A 17,416-nucleotide genomic window follows, 5' to 3' on the forward strand; every position below is an offset into this window, starting at 1 on the left:
AGCGTCATTTCCACTGCGTCGTCAGGCCGAAGCCCGCGATGATCAGCACGAATCCGATGGCCAGGTTCCACTGGTGCAGCGCCGGGATCGGGAAGCCACCACCCACGCGGGACGCCGACAGGTAGTAGACGACGATCCACACCAGACCGAGCACCATGAGGCCGAGCATGACCGGCACGAGCCAGGCAGGGTTGCCCGCCTTCTCCTTCGCCTCGGCCTTGGCCATGCGGTCGAGGAACTCGGGGTCGGAGGGCCGGACCTTCTTCTTGCGGGACTTCGACTCGGGCACGGCGACGCGCTCCTCGATCTGGGTGTGCGACCGGCGTCTGACCGGCCGTGGACGACATTCTGTCGACTAGCGTAGTGGTCTGACCCACAGGCCTCGTGCCAGCCGCCCGACAGGAGGTGTGTCCGTGACGCGCCCTGCGCTCCCCCGTCTCCTGCGGCTGCCCTCCTCGGCCGGTCGCGTGCGTCCCGCGGTGACCGTCGCGGTCGTCGCCGCGCTCGCCGGGATCATGTTCACGGCCAGCGCCCAGCTCGCCAGCGGCACCTCCGGGCTGCGGCACCCCACCGACCTTGCCGACCTCGTCTCGGGCGAGACCGCGCGCGTCGACCGGCTCACCGCCGAGGCCGAGAAGCTGCGCACGCAGGTGGACGAGCTCGCGGCGTCGGCCCCGGGTCCCGCGGCAGAGGACCCCGCCGCCGTCGAGCGCGAAGGCGTCGCCGTCGGCACCGTCGCCGTCGGGGGGCCCGGGCTGCGCGTGCAGCTCGACGACGCTCCGCCGTCGAACATCTCGATCCCCGGCGTCGGCGTCGACGACCTGGTGGTGCACCAGCAGGACATCCAGCACGTCATCAACGCCCTGTGGGCCGGGGGCGCCGAGGCGATGACCCTCCAGGGCGAGCGCGTGATCATGACCTCGGCGTTCCGCTGCTCCGGCAACATCCTGACGCTGCACGGCAAGGTGTTCAGCCCGCCCTACGTCATCGAGGCCGTCGGCGACCCGGCGGCGCTGCGGGCCGCGCTGCGGGCCGCGCCGGGCGTGCAGCGGTACATCGAGTGGGTCAACACCGTGGGCCTCGGCTGGAACGTGCGCGAGGCCGACGACCTCGAGCTGCCCGCCTACACGGGGTCCACCGAGCTGCGCTTCGCCCAGCTGCCCGAGGGGACGGACCCGCTGCGATGACCGCCACCGCCACCCACGTGCGCCCCCGCCGCCCGCAGCGCCGCAGCGCCGGCACCGTCGCCGTCGGCGTCGTCGGAGAGCTGCTCATCACGGCGGGCGTGCTGCTCGGCCTGTTCGTCGTCTGGCAGCTCTGGTGGACCGACGTCGTCGCGATGCGCGAGCACCAGCAGGTGCTCGCGAGCCTCGACTGGGAGGCGCCGCCCGTCCCCGCCCCGGCGGAGGAGGCGCCCGCGCCCGTGGAGCGCCGCGACCCGCCGCCCGTCGACCCACAGCCGGCGTTCGGCGAGGTCTTCGCCCAGCTGTACGTGCCGCGGTTCGGGTCCGACTACGTGGTACCCGTCGCGGGCGGCGTCGACCGGCGGCAGATCCTCGACCGCCTCGGCGTCGGGCACTACCCCGGCACCGCCATGCCCGGCGACCTCGGCAACTTCGCCGTCGCCGGCCACCGCACGTCGTTCGGGCGGCCGTTCCACCAGATCGCCGACCTGGTCGAGGGCGACCCGGTCGTGGTGCGCACGGCCACCACCTGGTACGTGTACCGCGTGACCAGCCACGAGATCGTGATGCCGTGGCAGGTCGAGGTCGTCTCGCCGATCCCCGGGCTCAAACCGGGCGACCCCGTCCCGCCGCTCACCCAGCGGCTCATGACGATGACGGCCTGCCACCCGATGTTCTCGGCGCGCCAGCGGTACGTCGTGCACGCCGAGCTCGACTTCTGGATGCCGGTGTCCGACGGCGTCCCCGCCGTGCTCACCGACGCCGGCGTCGACGTCGTCGGCGCGGAAGGGAACGGCTGATGTACGGGGCGCTGTGGCGCGTGCTGCCCGGGCCCGTGTGGCTGCGGGTGGTGTTCCTGCTGATCCTGGCCGCGGGCGTGGTCTGGGTGTGCTTCCAGTGGGTGTTCCCGTGGCTGTCCGCGTACCTCGAGCTGAACGAGAACACGGTCGGGCAGGGAGTCCACGTCGCCCCGAGCCCCTAGGCTGGGCCCGTGAACCCGCGGATCCTCGTCGTCGACAACTACGACTCGTTCGTCTACACGATCGTCGGCTACCTCGACCAGCTCGGGGCCACCACGGTCGTGGTGCGCAACGACGCCGTGCCCGCCTCCGTCACCGACGCCCCCGAGGGCGGTCGCCTCACCGACGCCGACGGCGTGCCGTTCGACGGCGTGCTCGTCTCCCCCGGGCCGGGCACCCCGCACGACGCCGGGTCGTCCGAGGACGTCATCCGCGCGTGCGCCCGCACCCGCACGCCCATGCTGGGCGTCTGCCTGGGCCACCAGGCCCTCGCCGAGGTGTTCGGGGCCACGGTCTCGCACGCGCCCGAGCTCATGCACGGCAAGACGAGCCTCGTGGAGCACGACGGCCGCGGCGTCGTCGCCGGGCTCGCGCAGCCCTTCACCGCGACGCGCTACCACTCGCTCGCCGTCGAGCCCGAGACGGTGCCCGCCGAGCTGACCGTGACGTGCGCGACGGCGTCGGGCATCGTCATGGGCCTCCAGCACCGCGACCTGCCGCTGCACGGGGTGCAGTTCCACCCCGAGTCCGTGCTGACGGAGGGCGGCCACCGCCTGCTCGCGAACTGGCTCGAGATCTGCGGGGACGCCGACGCGGTCGAGCGGTCGGCCGGGATGGCACCGCTCGTGCACGCGGGCTGACCCACGAACGACGAAGGGCTCGACCTCCGCGAGGAGGTCGAGCCCTTCGTCATGAACCGGGTCCCGTCAGCCGTTCGGGTCGGCGGGCGGCGGCGTCGACGGCGGGTTGGTGCCGTTGTTGTTGCCGTTGGTCGGCGCCTCCGGGCCGAGCGAGATGACGACCGAGATCGTCGACCCCTCGTCCAGCATGGTGCCCGCGGGCGGGCTGGTGCGGATGACGGACGCGTTCGGCACCGTCGTGCTGTGCTCGAAGCTCGGCGAGCAGTTCAGCGGCGCGCACAGCTCCATCGCGTCGTTCCACGGCTTGCCGACGAGGTTCGGCACCGGCACCTGCTCGATCGCCGGGGCCTTGGCGATGCGGACGGTCACGCGCGTGCCCTGCTTCACGAAGCCCGCGGCGGGCGTCTGGTCGACGACGCGTCCCGGTTCGACGGTCGCGCTCTCGACCTCCTGGAACGTGCCCGTCAGCCGGACGCGCGTGAGCTCGGTGTTGGCCTCGTCCTGCGTCATCCCGGCGAGGTCCCGCAGCTCGACGGTGCCGTCCGAGACGAAGACGTTCACGGTCGCGCCCGACTGGATGAACTGGTTCGCGGGCGGGTCCGTGCGGGTGACCTTGTCCTGCGCGACGTCGATGCTCGGCTCGGGCGTGACGTCGCCCCACACGAGCCCTGCCGCCTCGATCGTCTGGCGGGCCTCGTCCTGCGTCTTGCCGGCGATGTCCGGGACACCGAGCGAGCTCGGCCCGCCCGAGAAGTAGACGGTCACCGTCGAGCTCTTGCGCGCCGTGGTGCCGCCCGCGGGGTCCTGGCGCGTGAACGTACCCTCGGGCTCGTTGGAGTCGGGGTCGATCGCGTCGCTGAAGAGGAAGCCCTTGCTCGTGACGAGCTCCTCCGCCTGCGCGCGCGTCATGCCCGCCTGGACGGTCGGCACCTCCACGAGCTCCGGCGTCGCCGGCCCGCGACCGTTCCACAGGACGATCCCCACGATGACGGCCACCGCGAGGACGCCGAGACCGACGAGCCACCCCACGAGCGTCTTCCTGCGGCGCTTCTCGGCCAGCTCCTGACGGCTCGGGCCGGACGGGACGACCGGGCCCGCGGGCCCGCCGCCGACCCCGGCCGGGGGCATCGCCTGCGTCGCGGCCGGGGCACCCCACTGCTGCGTGGGCGCCACGTCGGGCGTCAGCAGCTGAGTGCCGGCGTCGCCGTAGCCCGGGGCGCCGAACGCCACGGTGGGGGCGCCGCCCAGGGCCGCGCCGGCGGCCGCGAGGCCCGCGCTCACGGTCGGCGCGCTCACGGCGCCGCCGCGCATCGCGGTCTCGAGGTCGGCGCGGAACTCCGCGGCCGACGAGTAGCGCGTGCCGCGCTCCTTCGCCAGGGCCTTGAGCGTGATGCGGTCGAGCACCTCGGGCACGTCGGACGCGATCTCCGACGGGCGCTGCGGCGCCTGGCCCACGTGCTGGTACGCGACGGCCACGGGCGAGTCGCCGACGAACGGCGGACGGCCCGTGAGCAGCTCGAACAGCAGGCAGCCCGTGGAGTACAGGTCGCTGCGGGCGTCCACCTGCTCGCCGCGCGCCTGCTCCGGGGAGAGGTACTGGGCCGTGCCGATGACGGCGTGCGTCGCCGTCATCGTCGCGGCCGAGTCGGCGACCGCGCGGGCGATGCCGAAGTCCATGACCTTGACCGCGCCCGTGGGCGTGATCATCACGTTGGCCGGCTTGATGTCGCGGTGGATGATGCCCGCGTGGTGCGAGTACTCCAGCGCCGAGAGGACGCCGGCCGTGATCTCCACGGCCTCCTCGATCGGCACCGCGGCGCCGTCCTGGAGGATGTCGCGGACGGTGTGGCCCTCGACGTACTCCATGACGATGAACGGGATGTGCACCTGGTTGCCCGTGGCCGGGTCCGTGTGCACGTCCTCGCCCGTGTCGTACACGGCGACGATGGCGGGGTGGTTCAGGGCGGCGGCAGCCTGGGCCTCGCGCCGGAACCGGGCGAGGAAGGACGGGTCGCGCGCGAGGTCGGAGCGCAGCACCTTGATCGCGACCGTACGGCCCAGGCGGGCGTCGTGACCGATGTGAACCTCGGCCATGCCTCCGCGGCCGATGAGCTCACCGACCTCGTACCGGCCCGCGAGCACACGGGGCGTGTTGTCCACCAACTCAAACGTCCTTCGGAGTCATGGTCGCGACGGACCCGCCGCGCGACACGTATTGGAGCATCATCCCAGAGTCCGGCCGGCTCGACGCCGTGGCCGCGACCTGGTCGACGCGTGGTGCGGCGGCTGCTGCGTCGTCGCCGGTCAGACCGTTGATCAGCGTGGCGAGCAGCAGCACCGCCAGGAGCACCGCGAGGCCGACGAGCGGCCAGGACACACGGCCGAGCCGGCCGAGGCGCAGACCCGTCGTGGTCGACGTGCGCTTCTGTCCCTCGACGGGGGTGGCCGGTCCCGCCTGCTGGCGGGCAGCCGCCGGGGTTGCCGGACGGCGGGCCGCACCGCGCGCCTCCTCGTCCCGGTGCGCGGCGTCCCGGGGTCCCCGGTGACGTGCGAGGTCGCGGCGGAGCGCGTCCACCGTGCGCGCCGCCTCCTCGGACCGGCCCGCCGGGCGCGAGCCGTGGACGTCGCGGCGCAGCGGGAGCTGCCGGCCGCCCGCGTGCGCGGGGGCACCCCGTTCCGGCGTGGGCGCCGGGCGGGGAGCACGGCTGGCGGGCTGCTCGCCGACCAGCTCGCCGAAGCTCAGCGCGGCGCCGTCGTCGCGGCGCGCGGCCCGAGGCGAGCCGGTGGCCGGCGGAACCGCGGGCGGGGTGGCGGGCGTCGTCGGGGCGGACCGCGGCCGCACGGGCGTCGCGGCCGAACCTGCCGAACCCGCCGAGCGCAGCCGGCGTGCGCTGCGCGACCGGGCCCCGAGCGGGTCCGCCGCGATCTCGACGGCGAGCGCGTCGAGCTGGTCGGCCAGCGCGCCCGCGGAGGTCGGCCGCCGGACCGGGTCCTTCTCGAGCAGCCGGTAGACGAGCGCGGCGAGCTCCGGGTGCACCGTCGTCGGCAGCGGCGGCACGGGGTTGTTGACGTGCGCGACGGCGATGTCGACCGGCGTGTTGCCGGTGAACGGGCGCTTGCCGGCCGTCGCCTCGTAGGCGACGACGCCGAGCGCGTACACGTCGGACAGCGGCGTGGCCGGCTGGCCCACCGCCTGCTCGGGCGACAGGTACTGGGCGGTGCCCATGACCATGCCGGTGGCCGTCATCGCGGCCTGGTTGGCCGCCAGCGAGACGCCGAAGTCGGTGATCTTGACGACCGGACGGCCGCCCGAGCCGCGGCTCGGGTGCTCGAGCAGGATGTTGCCGGGCTTGACGTCGCGGTGCACGACGCCGGCCTCGTGCGCGTGGTGCAGGCCGCGCGCGCTCTGCGCGAGGATCGGCAGCAGCCGCCGCGGCGCCAGCACGGGCTCCCGCTCCAGCAGGTCGGCCAGCGGCTCGCCCAGGACGAGCTCCATGACCAGGTAGCCCGTGCCGTCCTGCTCGCCGTAGTCGTACATCTGGGCGATGTTGGTGTGCGAGAGCGCGGCCGAGTTGCGGGCCTCCGTGCGCAGGCGGCGCAGGAAGTCCTCCTGGCCCGTGTACTCCTCGCGCAGCACCTTGACGGCGACGTCACGGCCCAGGGCCGCGTCGTCGGCCACCCACACCTCGCCCATGCCGCCGACGGCGATCTGGCGGGTGAGGCGGTAACGGTCGCCCAGGGCGAGCCCGGCTGCAGGTCTCATCGGTTCAGCGCCGCCTGGAGGACGGCCCGCGCGATGGGAGCGGCCAGGCGCCCACCCGTCGCACCCTGGGCCAGGTCGCCGCCGTGCTCGACGATGACGGCGATCGCGACCTGCGGGTCGTCGGCGGGGGCGAACGCGGTGAACCACGCGTGCGGCGCGACGCCGGGCGCGGTCTGCGCGGTGCCCGTCTTGCCGGCCACCTGCACGCCCGGGATCTGCGCGGCCGTCCCGGAACCCGTCTCGACGGTGGCGACCATCATGTCGCGCAGCTCGTCGGCGGTGGTGCGGGAGACGGCGTCACGGATCGCCTGGGGCTCGGTGCGCTGGACGACCTCGAGGTCGGGGTCGCGGATCGTGTCGATGAGGTACGGCTGCATGAGCGTGCCATGGTTCGCGATCGCCGCGGAGACCATCGCCATCTGGAGCGGCGTCGAGGTGACGTCGCCCTGGCCGATGCCGGACAGCGCGACGCGGTCGTCCGTGAAGCCCTCGGCGGCCGGGTAGCGGCTCACCGCGCTGCGCATCGGCACCTGGAACGGGTCGCCGAACCCGAACTGCTCCGCCGTCTCGCGGATGGCGTCGCCGCCGAGCGACACGGCGAGCCCGGCGAAGGCCGTGTTGCAGGAGATGCGCAGGGCGTCGGTGAGCGTCTGCTCCCCCGTCGGCGAGCAGGCCGCCCCGCCGAAGTTCGGCAGGTCGGTGCTCGTGCCGGGCAGGCGGAACGTGACCGGCGCGGGGATGACCGAGTCGGGCGTCAGGCCGCCCTTCTCGAGCGCCGCCGCGGCCGTCACGATCTTGAACGTCGAGCCCGGCGGGTACAGGGCGCCGATCGTGCGGTTGATCAGCGGGTCGTTCTCGGCGTTGAGCAGGTCCTGGTACGCCTGCCCGGCCTGGCCCGTGGAGTGCACCGCAAGCACGTTCGGGTCGTACGACGGCTTGGAGACCATCGCCAGGATCCGGCCCGTCTTGGGCTCGACGGCGACGACGGCACCGCGCTGCCCGCCGAGGGCGTCCCACGCCGCCTGCTGGACGGCCGGGTCGATCGTCAGCTCGACGGACGACCCCTGCGTCTTGCGACCCGTCAGGAGGTTCTGGAGGCGGTCGACCCACAGGGCGTCGGCCTGCCCGTTGAGGAACGAGTTCGCGGCGGACTCGACCGCCGTCGAGCCGTTGACGAGCGAGAAGAAGCCCGTCACGGGGGCGTACATCTGCGCCTTCTCGGCATCGCCGCCGGCGTAGACGCGCTGGAAGCCGAACGGCGTGTCGACGGGGACGGACTCCACGATCGGCTGCCCCGCGACGACGATCGGCCCGCGCGCCACGTTGAACTCGCGGAAGATGCTGCGCACGTTGCGGGGGTCGCGGTTGAGCTGGTCGGCCCGCAGGAACTGCGTGTACGTGGTGGCCACCATGAGCCCCAGGAACATCACCATGATCACGGCGGAGAGGCGTCGGAGAGTCGTGTTCATCGGTCACCGTCCTGGGTCAGGTCCGGCGTGATGACCTGCGTCGCCGCCGTGCTGGGAGAGGTCACCTCGGCGGCGGCACCGGCGTCGGGCACGATGCGGCCCTGGCCCACCTGGCCGCGCATCGGCAGCGCCGACGGGCGGCGGGCGTTGTTGCTGATCACGATGAGCAGCGCCGCGATGATCCAGTTGGACAGCAGCGACGACCCGCCCTGGGCCATGAACGGCAGGGTCAGGCCCGTCAGCGGGATGAGCCGCGTGACGCCGCCGACGACGACGAACGTCTGGAGCGCGACCGTGAACGCGAGGCCGCCCGCGAGGAGCTTGCCGAACCCGTCACGCACCGTGATCGCGGTGCGCAGGCCGCGCTCCACGAAGATGAGGAACACCATGAGGATGGCGAGCATCCCCGTGAGCCCGAGCTCCTCGGCGAGCGACGTGTAGATGAAGTCGGAGAACGAGAACGGCACGAGGTACGGGAAGCCGCGGCCCCAGCCGGTACCGACCATGCCGCCGTTCGCCATGCCGAACAGGCCGCCGACGAGCTGGCCCGAGCCGCCGCGCGCGTTGAACACCGCGGGGTCGAAGGCGTGCAGCCACCCCGTCATGCGCTGGCCCACGTGGGAGAACGCCTGCGCCGCGACGACCGCGCCGCCCGCGAACATCACCATGCCGATGAGCACCCAGCTGAAGCGTTCGGTGGCGAGGTACAGCATCGCCACGAAGATGCCGAAGACTAGCAGCGACGTGCCGAGGTCGCGCTGGAAGACGAGCACGCCGAGCGAGGCGATCCACACGAGGGCCAGCGGCCCGAGGTCGCGGATCCGCGGCAGCTGGAGCCCGAGGACCTTCGGGCCGGCCAGGGCGAGGGTGTCCCTGTTCGACACGAGGTAGCCGGCGAAGAAGATGACCAGGGTGATCTTGACGAACTCGGCCGGCTGCATCGTGAACCCCGCGATGCTGATCCAGATCTGCGCGCCCCGGACCCGCAGCCCGATGCCGGGGACCAGCGGGAGCACCAGCAGCACGAGGCTGGAGAACATCGCGGTGTACGTGAGCTTGCGCAGCGCCCGGTGGTCCTTGAGGAACCAGATCACCAGGCACGCGAGCACCACGCCCAGCGCCGACCACTGCGTGTTGCGTACGACGTCGGCGCCCGCGGCACCGCGCGCCCCGGACTCCTGGATGCGCAGGATCATCGCCAGCCCGAGCCCGTTGAGCAGCACGACGGCGGGCAGGATCGTCTGGTCCGCGAAGGGCGCCTTGACGCGCACGACGACGTGGGCCACCAGGGCGAGGCCCGCCAGCGCCGCCGACTCGCGCCAGAAGTGGTCGGGCAGCGAGTCGTGGACCCCGATGCCGACCAGCGCGAACGCGCCGACGCCCGCCGTCACCGCGAGGACCAGGAGCCACAGCTCGGCGATCCGCAGCGGCCGGCGGACCCGGGGCTCGACGACGTCGGGCTCGAGGCCGGCGCCCTGCTCGAGAGCGCTCATCCGACGGGCTCCACGGGCTGGTCGACGGGCGTGTCGGCGGGCACGTCGGTCGGAGGCTGCTCCGCGGGCGGCTCGACCGGCGTCTCCGCAGGCGGCTGCGTCGGTTCGGGCGTCGGTTCCTGCTCCTGCTCCGCCTGCGCGATGAGGCGCGCCGCGCGGTCGCGCGCGTCCTGGAGAGACGACGCGCGGATGGTGCCGTCCAGGCGGCTCGCGAAGAACGCGGGCAGGTCGCTGACGGGCGTGCCGGTGTACTCGACCGGCGTCGACAGCGTGAGGGGACCGGCGGAGGCCGGGATGCCCCGGAAGATCGCCACCTGGTCCTCCGAGACGCCGACGAAGTACTGCTGCTGCGTCCACCGGTAGGCGCCCCAGCCGCCCACGCCGACGACGGCGAGGGCCAGGAGGGTCACGAGCGTCGCGATGACGGGGTGGCGGCGGGGGGCGGGACGCGCGTCGGCGTCGTCGGCCTCCTCCTCGTCGTCGCCGTCACTGGTGTCGCCGTCACCGTCGCCGGGCGCGGAGGCCAGGGAGGCGGGGGTGCCCTCGGACGCCGCGGCGTCGTCGGACGGCGTGGCCGGGACGTCCGCGGACGGCGCGGGCGAGCCTGGGATCGGGCTCGTGCCCGTCGCCGCGCCGACCACCTGGACGCCGCCGACGCCGGTCGCCGCCGCGGCGGGCAGCCCCGGGTCCACGGCCCTGGCGTCCACAGCCTTGGCGTCCACAGCCTCGGCGCTCTCGTCGGCGGCGGCCGCGTCGTCGTCGACGACGTCGGCGACCACGACGGTGATGTTGTCGGTGCTGCCGCCGTGCATCGCGGCGAGGAGCAGCAGGTCGGCGGCCTCGCCGACGTCCTTGGCGTCGGTGAGGATCTCGCCGAGCAGGTCGAGGTGGACGAAGCCGCTCAGGCCGTCCGAGCAGAGCAGCCAGCGGTCGCCGGGCTTGGCCTCGCGGATCGACATGTCGGGGTGCAGGTCGAGGTCGAAGTCGCTGAGCACGCGCATGACGACGTTGCGCTGCGGGTGCGTCTCGGCCTCGTCGGCCGTGATGCGGCCCGTGTCGACCAGGTGCTGGACGAACGTGTGGTCCACCGTGACCTGCGTGAGCGCGCCGTCGCGCAGCAGATAGGCGCGGGAGTCGCCCATGTGGGCCATGACCAGCGTGGACCCGGTGCGCAGCAGCGCCGTGACCGTGGTGCCCATGCCCGCCAGGTCCGGTGCGGCGGTGCTCGCACGGACCAGGCCGAGGCGGGCCTCCTCCACGGCGGCCTCGAGGTCGTCGAGGGCGGCGGCCGGCGTGTGCGTGTCGGTGTCGAGGTGCCGCAGGTTCTCGATCGCGATGCGCGAGGCGATGTCGCCTCCCGCGTGCCCACCCATGCCGTCGGCCACGACCAGCAGGTTCGGGCCGGCGTAGGCCGAGTCCTGGTTGCTGGAACGCACCAGTCCGACGTCGGAGCGCGCGGCGTAGCGCAGGGACACGGTCACGCGCGCGTCATCCCTGCAGCTCGACGACGGAGCGGCCGATCTGCACGCCGACGCCCGGCGCGAGCGGGACGACGCCGGTGACCTGCTGGTCGCCGACGAACGTGCCGTTGGTCGAGCCGAGGTCCTCGACGTACCACTGCCCGCCCTGCGGGAAGATCCGCGCGTGGCGCGACGACGAGTAGTCGTCGTCGAGCACGAGCGTGGACCCGGGCGAGCGGCCGATGAGGATGCTCGACCCGGTCAGCGGCAGCGACGTGCCCTGCAGCGGGCCGGCGACGACGACGAGCCGCGTCGGGGCGCCGCCGCGAACAGGTGCGGGAGCAGGCGGAGCCGCGGGGGCAGGAGCGCCGGCGATGGACGGCGGCGCCGTCGCGGTGCGGGTGCGGCGCCGCTCGGCGCGGCCGCCCGACGCGCGCGTCGACAGGTCACGGCGCAGCACGCCGATCGCGGTGAGCACGAACACCCAGAGCAGCACCAGGTAGCCCAGCCGCAGCAGGGTGAACGTCAGCTCACTCATGTCGGGATGATCACCACTCCTCGGTGGCGGCCGTGCCCGACCAGAACATGATCCGGGTGCGGCCGATCGTCAGGGTGTTGCCGTCGAGCAGGGTCGCCGCCGGGACCTGGTGGCCCTCGACATACAGACCGTTCGTGGAGCCGAGGTCCGTGGCGACGACGCCGTCGGGCGTCACGCGGATCTCGAGGTGCCTGCGGCTCACGCCCGGGTCGTCGACGACGATGTCGGCGTCGGCGTCCCGGCCGATGACCGTGACCGGGCCGGTCAGCAGGTAGCGCTGACCGTCGATGTCGATGAGCGGGTGGCGCGTGCTCGGTGCCGACGTCGTCGCCGGCGCGACGGCGCCACGGACCGACGCCGAACGGACCTGGAAGCGGCCGCCCGTGAGGTCCTCGTGCTCCTCGAACGAGACGGAGACCGGGCCGACGAACGCGTAGTGCTGGGACGCGGCGTACTCGGTGAGGTTCGTCGCGAGCTCGTCCGCCAGCGCCTCCGCACCCCACGCCTCGATCTGCGCGAAGTCCTCCGGCGAGAGCTCGACCGTGAGCTCGTTCGGCGCGACCGTGCGGTCGCGGCCCATGACGGCGGCACGGTCGTCGAGCTCCCGGCGCAGACGGGCAGCAAGCTCGACCGGCTTCACCTCGCCACGGCCGACCTTGGAGAACGCGCTGTTCATGGCACGCTCGACACCCTTCTCGAACCGATCCAGGACGCCCATCGCCACCTCCTCTCGCACGCCCGACACACGCCGCGGGCAGACTACCTAGATCGTAGGCAGCGGCACAGGGTGATGACCCGGAAACGTGTGAACGACTGGCGGACGGGTGGGGGAAATCGGCGCCCGAAGGCGGTCTGGCCTTGCGATTCGGGGAACGCGGGCCACCCGTGCTAGGTTTCTCCAGCACGCGCGAGTGGCGGAATAGGCAGACGCGCACGGTTCAGGTCCGTGTGCCCGTGAGGGCGTGGGGGTTCAACTCCCCCCTCGCGCACGTGAGGACGTCTCCCAGTGGGAAGCGTTGCCGGAACCCCCGGCCGGTTGATCCGGCCGGGGGTTCCGTCGTTCCCGGGCGTCCCTGGACGTGAGCTCGTGGACTGGTGCGTCTGATCGCCGGACGCGGTCCGCGCGGCCCTGATCGACCACCTTGCGGGCACGAGCGAGCTCGACGTCGCTGTCGCGCGGGCGCGGGAGACCTATCGTCGGGTTGTCGTCGAGGCCGAGGCCGTGACAGCACAGGTCGGCGACGGCGGCCGCGGCGGGTGAACTTCGACGTTGAGAGTGGTTTCAGTGCGCGGTGGATCAATGATCGAGGTTCATTGGCCCGAGACGTGTGCCGCGGGCACTACCGAAATGGATGGGCGCCGCTGCTCCCCTGTGTTCGAAACCGGAGGCACCATGGCCACGCTCGACACGCATGATCCCAAGCAAGTGTTCTCCGCGCAGGTCCTTGACGTCGACCTCGGTGTGGGTGGACGACGGCTGATCGTCGCGTCCGGCATCGCCTGTCCCGAGTGGAAGATCGACACCGACGAAGTCGCTCATGGCGCCGACACGATCTTGTTGCACATTCCGGCGGACAGGGTCGAGCAGGTCTCCGTCCACGTTGGCCTGGCCAGCATCACCAACGACGACTCGTCCTACACCTTCGCCGTCGACGAGGCACGGGTCGCGGTAGATGAGGCCACAGGCGAGTTGGTGCTGTCGGTGAAGTCGGCGCTGATGGGCGAGTGGTCGAGCCTCAGCCGGTACTCGTACCAGGTGGTCGCGGCGATCTCGCGAGACACCCCGGAAGTCGCTGGCACGATCCACTGGCCAAAGGCCCTGTTCGCACCCGAGCCGCTCCCGTCCGTCGTGAGCGGCCATCTGGCGATCATGTTGAACGAGCGCACGACGAGCCCGGCCGGCGGCCCTTTCGGAGGAGTGATCGAGCACCTGAGTCCTATCGGCGCAGGTGAGGTGGTCGCCGTCAGCGCCTCCGACACGGATGTCTCCGTCCGCTACAGGATCGTCGCTCCCCCGAAGGGAGCCGAACTGCGCGTCACGGTCAAGCCTGTCGGGTTCCCGGGCCCCGGGACTGTGTCGGCCGGACCGGACAGGCCGGGTGCGGACATCTTCACGCTCGATCTGTCCCACGCCAGTCGAACCGGCGTGGACTTCTTCGTCTCGGCAGACGAGGTGATCCGATGACCGACACGTGGGAGCTGCCGCCGTACGAGTTGTACGCACCCTGGGATCCGAACATCGACCACACGCCACCGCCCCTGACCTCCGTGGATGGTCCTGCGCAGCCCGTGCTGAAGATCCCCGTGGCCGGACCTTCGCCGTTCAACACCTTGGCAGTGGTTCGTGGGCGCGCATTCATAGGCAGCGGACCCATCTCTGACGGGACGATGCACCGCGTTGACTCAGTTGTCCGAACGCATCTGGTGATCCCCGAGTTCGACCGCGATGTGCCTCTTGGTAACCAGCTCGCACACTCGACCACCGCCTCGATCCTGGCGATGGCGTCGGGCCCCGAGAAGGAAGTCTTCGCGGACGACGGCTCCCACTTCACGATTGCCATCGACGAGGTGGTCGCCGACCCGCACGTGGACCCTGACACCGGGAGGTACTCCGTGACCGTGCGGACCGCGTGCGAGCACCATCAGACGAGCACCGCCCAGTGGCTCGAGATGACGTCATGGGTGCTCTACCGGGAACCGGAGCAGGTCGCGCCTGGTGGGCCGTCCCCACGACGGCTGATCCTGCGGCGACCGCGCTGACCGTCGCTGGTTGGATGTGAATGCAAGGAGGTCCGCCACGATGATGTGGCAGGCTTCCTTGGAGGCGTGGGTGACTCTAGAGACCGGATGGACTAACGGAGGTCGCCATGTCTGAGTTCGCCGACGAGGTTGTCGACGGTCCCCCCTCGCTCCCACTCTCGCCACGCGACGAGCTCGGCGAGTTCATCGCCGTTCAGGACGGTCGGCTCGGCGAGGTGTACCGCCTCTGGCACGAGCGTCCCGACGCTCGCTGGATCGCCGATCAGCAGAACGTCGCGAGCGTTGGCTACATCTACGGCTGGAAGCGAGCATGGGAGGCCGCGCTCGACGGCGCAGTCCCCAACGGCCCAACCGCTCTCCGCCAGACCATCGGCAGCCTCAACTCGCTCTTGAAGAAGGGGCGGGGCACCCTGAGCCTGGCCGCGATCGATCTGCTCAAGACGAACAGGGCGCTCATCATCGCCGCCGCAGATGAGGTTGACGTCGAGGAGGCCGCAGAGGCGAGCGCAGCCGCCGAGTCCATCGAGAAGCGCGAGCTTGCGGCCATTCACACGGCGGGCATCTACGCCTTCTCCTACGGCTGGTATCTCGAGAGCCCGATCGATCCGGAGGGCGGCAACACCCTGATCAAGGTCGGTAAGGCCGAGGACGTAGCTAGTCGCCTCGACCAGCACCGGCAAGGCGCAAGGGCGCACATCCCAGAACCTCTCGTGACCATTCGCGTGTACGAGACAGGTTCGCGTGACCTCGATCGGACTGAGCGAGACTTCCACCGACTCCTGGGGACCGCGGGCCACAGCAACCCCCGCCGTGAGGAGTCACTGCGGCGGACGCGCAACGAGGTCGGCCGGGAATGGTTCCTGACGAACGCAGACTTCTTGGACGCGATCGCAGGAGTCCTTGAGCTGAGAACCGTCTACTCAGACGAAAACGGGTAGTGACGAGAGGAGGTCGCGGGTGTTCGTCGAGGATCGCTCGTCGAGACGAAGATGCACCGCGTGGTCACCGCCGACGAGGTCCAGCACAGGCGGGTGGTCGCGCGGACGGCCGTCGCCAACGTCTCTCCCGTGTCCACGAGGCGTGGGACCACCGTCTGCTACCGGAGGACGACGTCGACAACGCGGACGGTCTGCGGGACCGGACGTACAGCGAGCCCCGTCGTTACCGTGGCCCTCGTGCTGACCCTCACCAGGTACGACGGCGCCGATGCCGCGGCGCTGAGCGAGCTCGTCCACGGCGTCTACGCCGAGCAGTACCCGCCGGGACCGGACTTCTCGCAGTGGCGTGACGGCCAGTGGGCGCGCCATCGCAGCCGTGCGGAGTTCGCGCTGTGCGTCGCGCGCGAGGGCGACGACGTCGCCGGGCTGATCTGGAGCTACCTCGGCGGTCCCGGGCAGTACTGGACCGACGCGGTCCAGGAGTCGCTCGCGCCGGGGGTCGGCCAGGAGTGGCTCGGGGGCCACCTGGAGATCGTCGAGCTCGTCGTCCGTCCGGCGTTTCGCCGGCGCGGGATCGCCGCCCGGCTCCTCGGCTCCGCCGTCGCGTCGACGAGCGCCCGCCGAGCGCTGCTGACCGTCCGCGACGGAGCGCTGCCGGCACGGGCGCTCTACGAGTCGCTCGGGTTCACGCCCTTGGGGCGCGCCTTCGGGGACATGACGGTCATGGGCCTGGAGGTCGCGGACGGGCGGTGCCGCTAGCGTGCCGACAGTGCAGCCCGTCGTCGCCACCCGTCCCGCGAGCGAGGCCACGGTCAACGAAGACGCCGTCGCGCTCGGACCCGGTGTGGCCGTGCTGGTCGACGGCGCGGGCCTGCCGGCGAGCATGCGCCGCGGCTGCCGCCACTCGGTGGCCTGGTACGCGACCGAGCTCGCCACGGCGTTCAGGGATGCGTTGTCCGACCGGGCCGTCCGCCCTGCCGAGGCGCTCGCTGCTGCGCTCACGGCGGTCGCGGCGAGCCATGGACCCGGCTGCGACCTGGGCCGCGGCTCGCCGAGCGGCACGGTGGCCGCATGGCGGACCAGCGGCGACCGGCTGGAGCACCTGGTCCTCGGTGACGCCACCGTGCTGCTCGCTGCCGTGGACGGCGTCGTCACGGTGGTCACCGACGACCGGCTCGCTCGCGTCGTCGAACCGGTCGTCAGGGCGTTCGTCGACGAGAGACGCGACCGAGGCCTCGTTCCGTCCCGTGACGAGATCCTCGACGCCCGCCGCGCCGCTCTGGAGCGGACGAGAAACCGGTCCGGCGGGTTCTGGTGCGCCCACGCCGACCACGCGGCGGCGGCCGAGGCCCTGACCGGCAGCGTCCCCCGCGACGCCGTCGCCGGCGTGGTCGTGGCGTCGGACGGCGCCACCCGGGGCTACGAGCACCTGGGCGTGCACGCGCCGGACGACGTCGTCCGGCGGTCTCTCGCCGGCGACGGTGCGACCGTCATCGGCGAGATCCGCGCCGCGGAGCGGTCGACGACGCTGTTCACCGACGTCGCGATGAAGCCGCACGACGACGCGACGCTCGTGGCGTGGCGACTGCTCCCGTGACAGCGGTGCTCGGCGCGCCCGGTGCGCGGGGCGGTCAGGGCCAGAGCACCGCGAGGATCAGCAGGAACCCTGCCGCCGCCAGGCCCGTCGTCAGGACGGGCAGCGCGAGCGAGCTGCGCAGCGGGAGCCCCTGCCGCATGGCCCGCTCCGCGCGGGTCCACTCGCGGTAGCCGAGCACCGGCAGCGTCGAGCCCAGCACGAGCAGCAGCAGCGACGCCGTCAGGCGCAGCGCGTGCTGGAGCGGCAGGTCGAGCGCCTCGAGCGCGACGCCCGCGGCGATCAGGGCCAGGCTCGTGCGGATCCAGGCGAGGAAGGTCCGTTCGTTGGCCAGGCTGAAGCGGGGGTCGGGCTCGGTGCCCTCGGAGTAGACGGAGCGGGGGAACCGGGAGTCGGGCACGGGTCGACCGTAGCGCCGGCTCGCCGAGGTCCGCCGCCCCGGCGTCCTTCCCGCGGGCGCAGGAGAGCCCGCGGGCCGGGGGTGGGTCCCCCTGCCGTGCTGGACGAGGGCACGGCGCCCGCGGGCTCCGGTGGTCACGGTGAGGTCGCCACCAGGT

The 17,416-nt window shown here is 72.4% G+C and carries 18 protein-coding genes and 1 tRNA gene; 10 read left to right on the forward strand and 9 right to left on the reverse strand.

Annotated features, from left to right (window positions below; all coding sequences use genetic code 11):
• Positions 1–4: 4 nt before the first annotated feature.
• Positions 5–289 carry a cell division protein CrgA gene (locus tag ET471_RS05390; RefSeq protein ID WP_129186944.1) on the reverse strand — a complete coding sequence of 95 codons (285 nt, stop codon included), beginning with the start codon at positions 287–289 and terminating at the stop codon, positions 5–7.
• Positions 290–413: 124 nt separating this feature from the next.
• Here ET471_RS05390 and ET471_RS05395 point away from each other — a divergent pair, with 124 nt between their 5' ends.
• From ET471_RS05395 to ET471_RS05410, 4 genes are read left to right on the forward strand one after another with little or no spacing between them, the layout of a single operon-like run.
• Positions 414–1,187 carry a DUF881 domain-containing protein gene (locus ET471_RS05395; RefSeq protein ID WP_129186945.1) on the forward strand — a complete coding sequence of 258 codons (774 nt, stop codon included), beginning with the start codon at positions 414–416 and terminating at the stop codon, positions 1,185–1,187.
• Positions 1,184–1,984, forward strand: a complete 801-nt coding sequence (locus ET471_RS05400; RefSeq protein ID WP_129186946.1) for a class E sortase — start codon at positions 1,184–1,186, stop codon at positions 1,982–1,984. Before ET471_RS05395 ends, ET471_RS05400 begins: the two co-directional genes overlap by 4 nt.
• Complete coding sequence (locus ET471_RS05405) at positions 1,984–2,166, forward strand: hypothetical protein (RefSeq protein ID WP_129186947.1); 183 nt, start codon at positions 1,984–1,986, stop codon at positions 2,164–2,166. The genes ET471_RS05400 and ET471_RS05405 overlap by 1 nt, the downstream gene beginning before the upstream one ends.
• 9 nt (positions 2,167–2,175) lie before the next feature.
• On the forward strand, positions 2,176–2,844 hold the full coding sequence (locus ET471_RS05410) for an aminodeoxychorismate/anthranilate synthase component II (RefSeq protein ID WP_129186948.1): 669 nt from the start codon (positions 2,176–2,178) through the stop codon (positions 2,842–2,844).
• A gap of 66 nt (positions 2,845–2,910) precedes the next feature.
• On the opposite strand, the gene pknB is transcribed toward ET471_RS05410, so the two are convergent.
• The 7 genes from pknB to ET471_RS05445 are packed head-to-tail and all read right to left on the reverse strand — an operon-like array spanning position 2,911 to position 12,285.
• Positions 2,911–5,007 carry a Stk1 family PASTA domain-containing Ser/Thr kinase gene (gene pknB, locus ET471_RS05415; RefSeq protein ID WP_129186949.1) on the reverse strand — a complete coding sequence of 699 codons (2,097 nt, stop codon included), beginning with the start codon at positions 5,005–5,007 and terminating at the stop codon, positions 2,911–2,913.
• A gap of 1 nt (position 5,008) precedes the next feature.
• The gene (locus tag ET471_RS05420) at positions 5,009–6,607 is read right to left on the reverse strand and encodes a serine/threonine-protein kinase (RefSeq protein WP_129186950.1); all 1,599 of its coding nucleotides are present in this window, start codon (positions 6,605–6,607) and stop codon (positions 5,009–5,011) included.
• The gene (locus ET471_RS05425; protein WP_129186951.1) at positions 6,604–8,076 is read right to left on the reverse strand and encodes a peptidoglycan D,D-transpeptidase FtsI family protein; all 1,473 of its coding nucleotides are present in this window, start codon (positions 8,074–8,076) and stop codon (positions 6,604–6,606) included. The genes ET471_RS05420 and ET471_RS05425 overlap by 4 nt, the downstream gene beginning before the upstream one ends.
• The gene (locus ET471_RS05430) at positions 8,073–9,569 is read right to left on the reverse strand and encodes an FtsW/RodA/SpoVE family cell cycle protein (protein WP_129186952.1); all 1,497 of its coding nucleotides are present in this window, start codon (positions 9,567–9,569) and stop codon (positions 8,073–8,075) included. The genes ET471_RS05425 and ET471_RS05430 overlap by 4 nt, the downstream gene beginning before the upstream one ends.
• A complete protein-coding gene (locus tag ET471_RS05435) occupies positions 9,566–11,050 on the reverse strand; it encodes a PP2C family protein-serine/threonine phosphatase (RefSeq protein ID WP_129186953.1) in 1,485 nt (494 codons plus the stop codon). The genes ET471_RS05430 and ET471_RS05435 overlap by 4 nt, the downstream gene beginning before the upstream one ends.
• 7 nt (positions 11,051–11,057) lie before the next feature.
• A complete protein-coding gene (locus ET471_RS05440; protein WP_129186954.1) occupies positions 11,058–11,567 on the reverse strand; it encodes an FHA domain-containing protein FhaB/FipA in 510 nt (169 codons plus the stop codon).
• Positions 11,568–11,577: 10 nt separating this feature from the next.
• Complete coding sequence (locus tag ET471_RS05445) at positions 11,578–12,285, reverse strand: FHA domain-containing protein (protein WP_129186955.1); 708 nt, start codon at positions 12,283–12,285, stop codon at positions 11,578–11,580.
• A 187-nt stretch (positions 12,286–12,472) separates the two neighbouring features.
• Between ET471_RS05445 and ET471_RS05450 the strand changes: the two genes are divergently transcribed.
• From ET471_RS05450 to ET471_RS05475, 6 genes are all read left to right on the forward strand, one after another.
• A tRNA-Leu gene (locus ET471_RS05450) sits at positions 12,473–12,556 on the forward strand.
• Positions 12,557–12,960: 404 nt separating this feature from the next.
• Positions 12,961–13,752, forward strand: coding sequence for a hypothetical protein (locus tag ET471_RS05455; RefSeq protein WP_129186956.1), 792 nt, complete (start codon positions 12,961–12,963; stop codon positions 13,750–13,752).
• Positions 13,749–14,327, forward strand: a complete 579-nt coding sequence (locus ET471_RS05460; RefSeq protein ID WP_129186957.1) for a hypothetical protein — start codon at positions 13,749–13,751, stop codon at positions 14,325–14,327. The genes ET471_RS05455 and ET471_RS05460 overlap by 4 nt, the downstream gene beginning before the upstream one ends.
• A 107-nt stretch (positions 14,328–14,434) precedes the next feature.
• On the forward strand, positions 14,435–15,265 hold the full coding sequence (locus ET471_RS05465) for a GIY-YIG nuclease family protein (RefSeq protein ID WP_129186958.1): 831 nt from the start codon (positions 14,435–14,437) through the stop codon (positions 15,263–15,265).
• A gap of 237 nt (positions 15,266–15,502) precedes the next feature.
• Positions 15,503–16,024: a GNAT family N-acetyltransferase gene (locus ET471_RS05470; protein WP_165350409.1), complete on the forward strand. Its 522-nt coding sequence runs from the start codon at positions 15,503–15,505 to the stop codon at positions 16,022–16,024.
• A 10-nt stretch (positions 16,025–16,034) separates the two neighbouring features.
• Positions 16,035–16,862 (forward strand): integrase, encoded by an 828-nt coding sequence (locus ET471_RS05475; protein ID WP_129186960.1) that lies wholly within the window; start codon positions 16,035–16,037, stop codon positions 16,860–16,862.
• Positions 16,863–16,896: 34 nt separating this feature from the next.
• Here ET471_RS05475 and ET471_RS05480 read toward each other — a convergent pair whose 3' ends face one another.
• A complete protein-coding gene (locus ET471_RS05480) occupies positions 16,897–17,259 on the reverse strand; it encodes a YidH family protein (RefSeq protein WP_129186961.1) in 363 nt (120 codons plus the stop codon).
• Between the last annotated feature and the right edge of the window lie 157 nt (positions 17,260–17,416).

The organism is Xylanimonas protaetiae (assembly GCF_004135385.1).
Taxonomy (GTDB): domain Bacteria; phylum Actinomycetota; class Actinomycetes; order Actinomycetales; family Cellulomonadaceae; genus Xylanimonas; species Xylanimonas protaetiae.

Excerpts from the sequence above, each read along its gene's own strand:
- ET471_RS05455 (WP_129186956.1), top strand. The coding sequence starts at position 12,961 with ATGGCCACGCTCGACACGCATGATCCCAAGCAAGTGTTCTCCGCGCAG.
- ET471_RS05460 (WP_129186957.1), top strand. The coding sequence starts at position 13,749 with ATGACCGACACGTGGGAGCTGCCGCCGTACGAGTTGTACGCACCCTGG.
- ET471_RS05465 (WP_129186958.1), top strand. The coding sequence starts at position 14,435 with ATGTCTGAGTTCGCCGACGAGGTTGTCGACGGTCCCCCCTCGCTCCCA.
- ET471_RS05445 (WP_129186955.1), bottom strand. The coding sequence starts at position 12,285 with ATGGGCGTCCTGGATCGGTTCGAGAAGGGTGTCGAGCGTGCCATGAAC.
- ET471_RS05440 (WP_129186954.1), bottom strand. The coding sequence starts at position 11,567 with ATGAGTGAGCTGACGTTCACCCTGCTGCGGCTGGGCTACCTGGTGCTG.
- ET471_RS05430 (WP_129186952.1), bottom strand. The coding sequence starts at position 9,569 with ATGAGCGCTCTCGAGCAGGGCGCCGGCCTCGAGCCCGACGTCGTCGAG.
- ET471_RS05405 (WP_129186947.1), top strand. The coding sequence starts at position 1,984 with ATGTACGGGGCGCTGTGGCGCGTGCTGCCCGGGCCCGTGTGGCTGCGG.
- ET471_RS05400 (WP_129186946.1), top strand. The coding sequence starts at position 1,184 with ATGACCGCCACCGCCACCCACGTGCGCCCCCGCCGCCCGCAGCGCCGC.
- ET471_RS05425 (WP_129186951.1), bottom strand. The coding sequence starts at position 8,076 with ATGAACACGACTCTCCGACGCCTCTCCGCCGTGATCATGGTGATGTTC.
- ET471_RS05420 (WP_129186950.1), bottom strand. The coding sequence starts at position 6,607 with ATGAGACCTGCAGCCGGGCTCGCCCTGGGCGACCGTTACCGCCTCACC.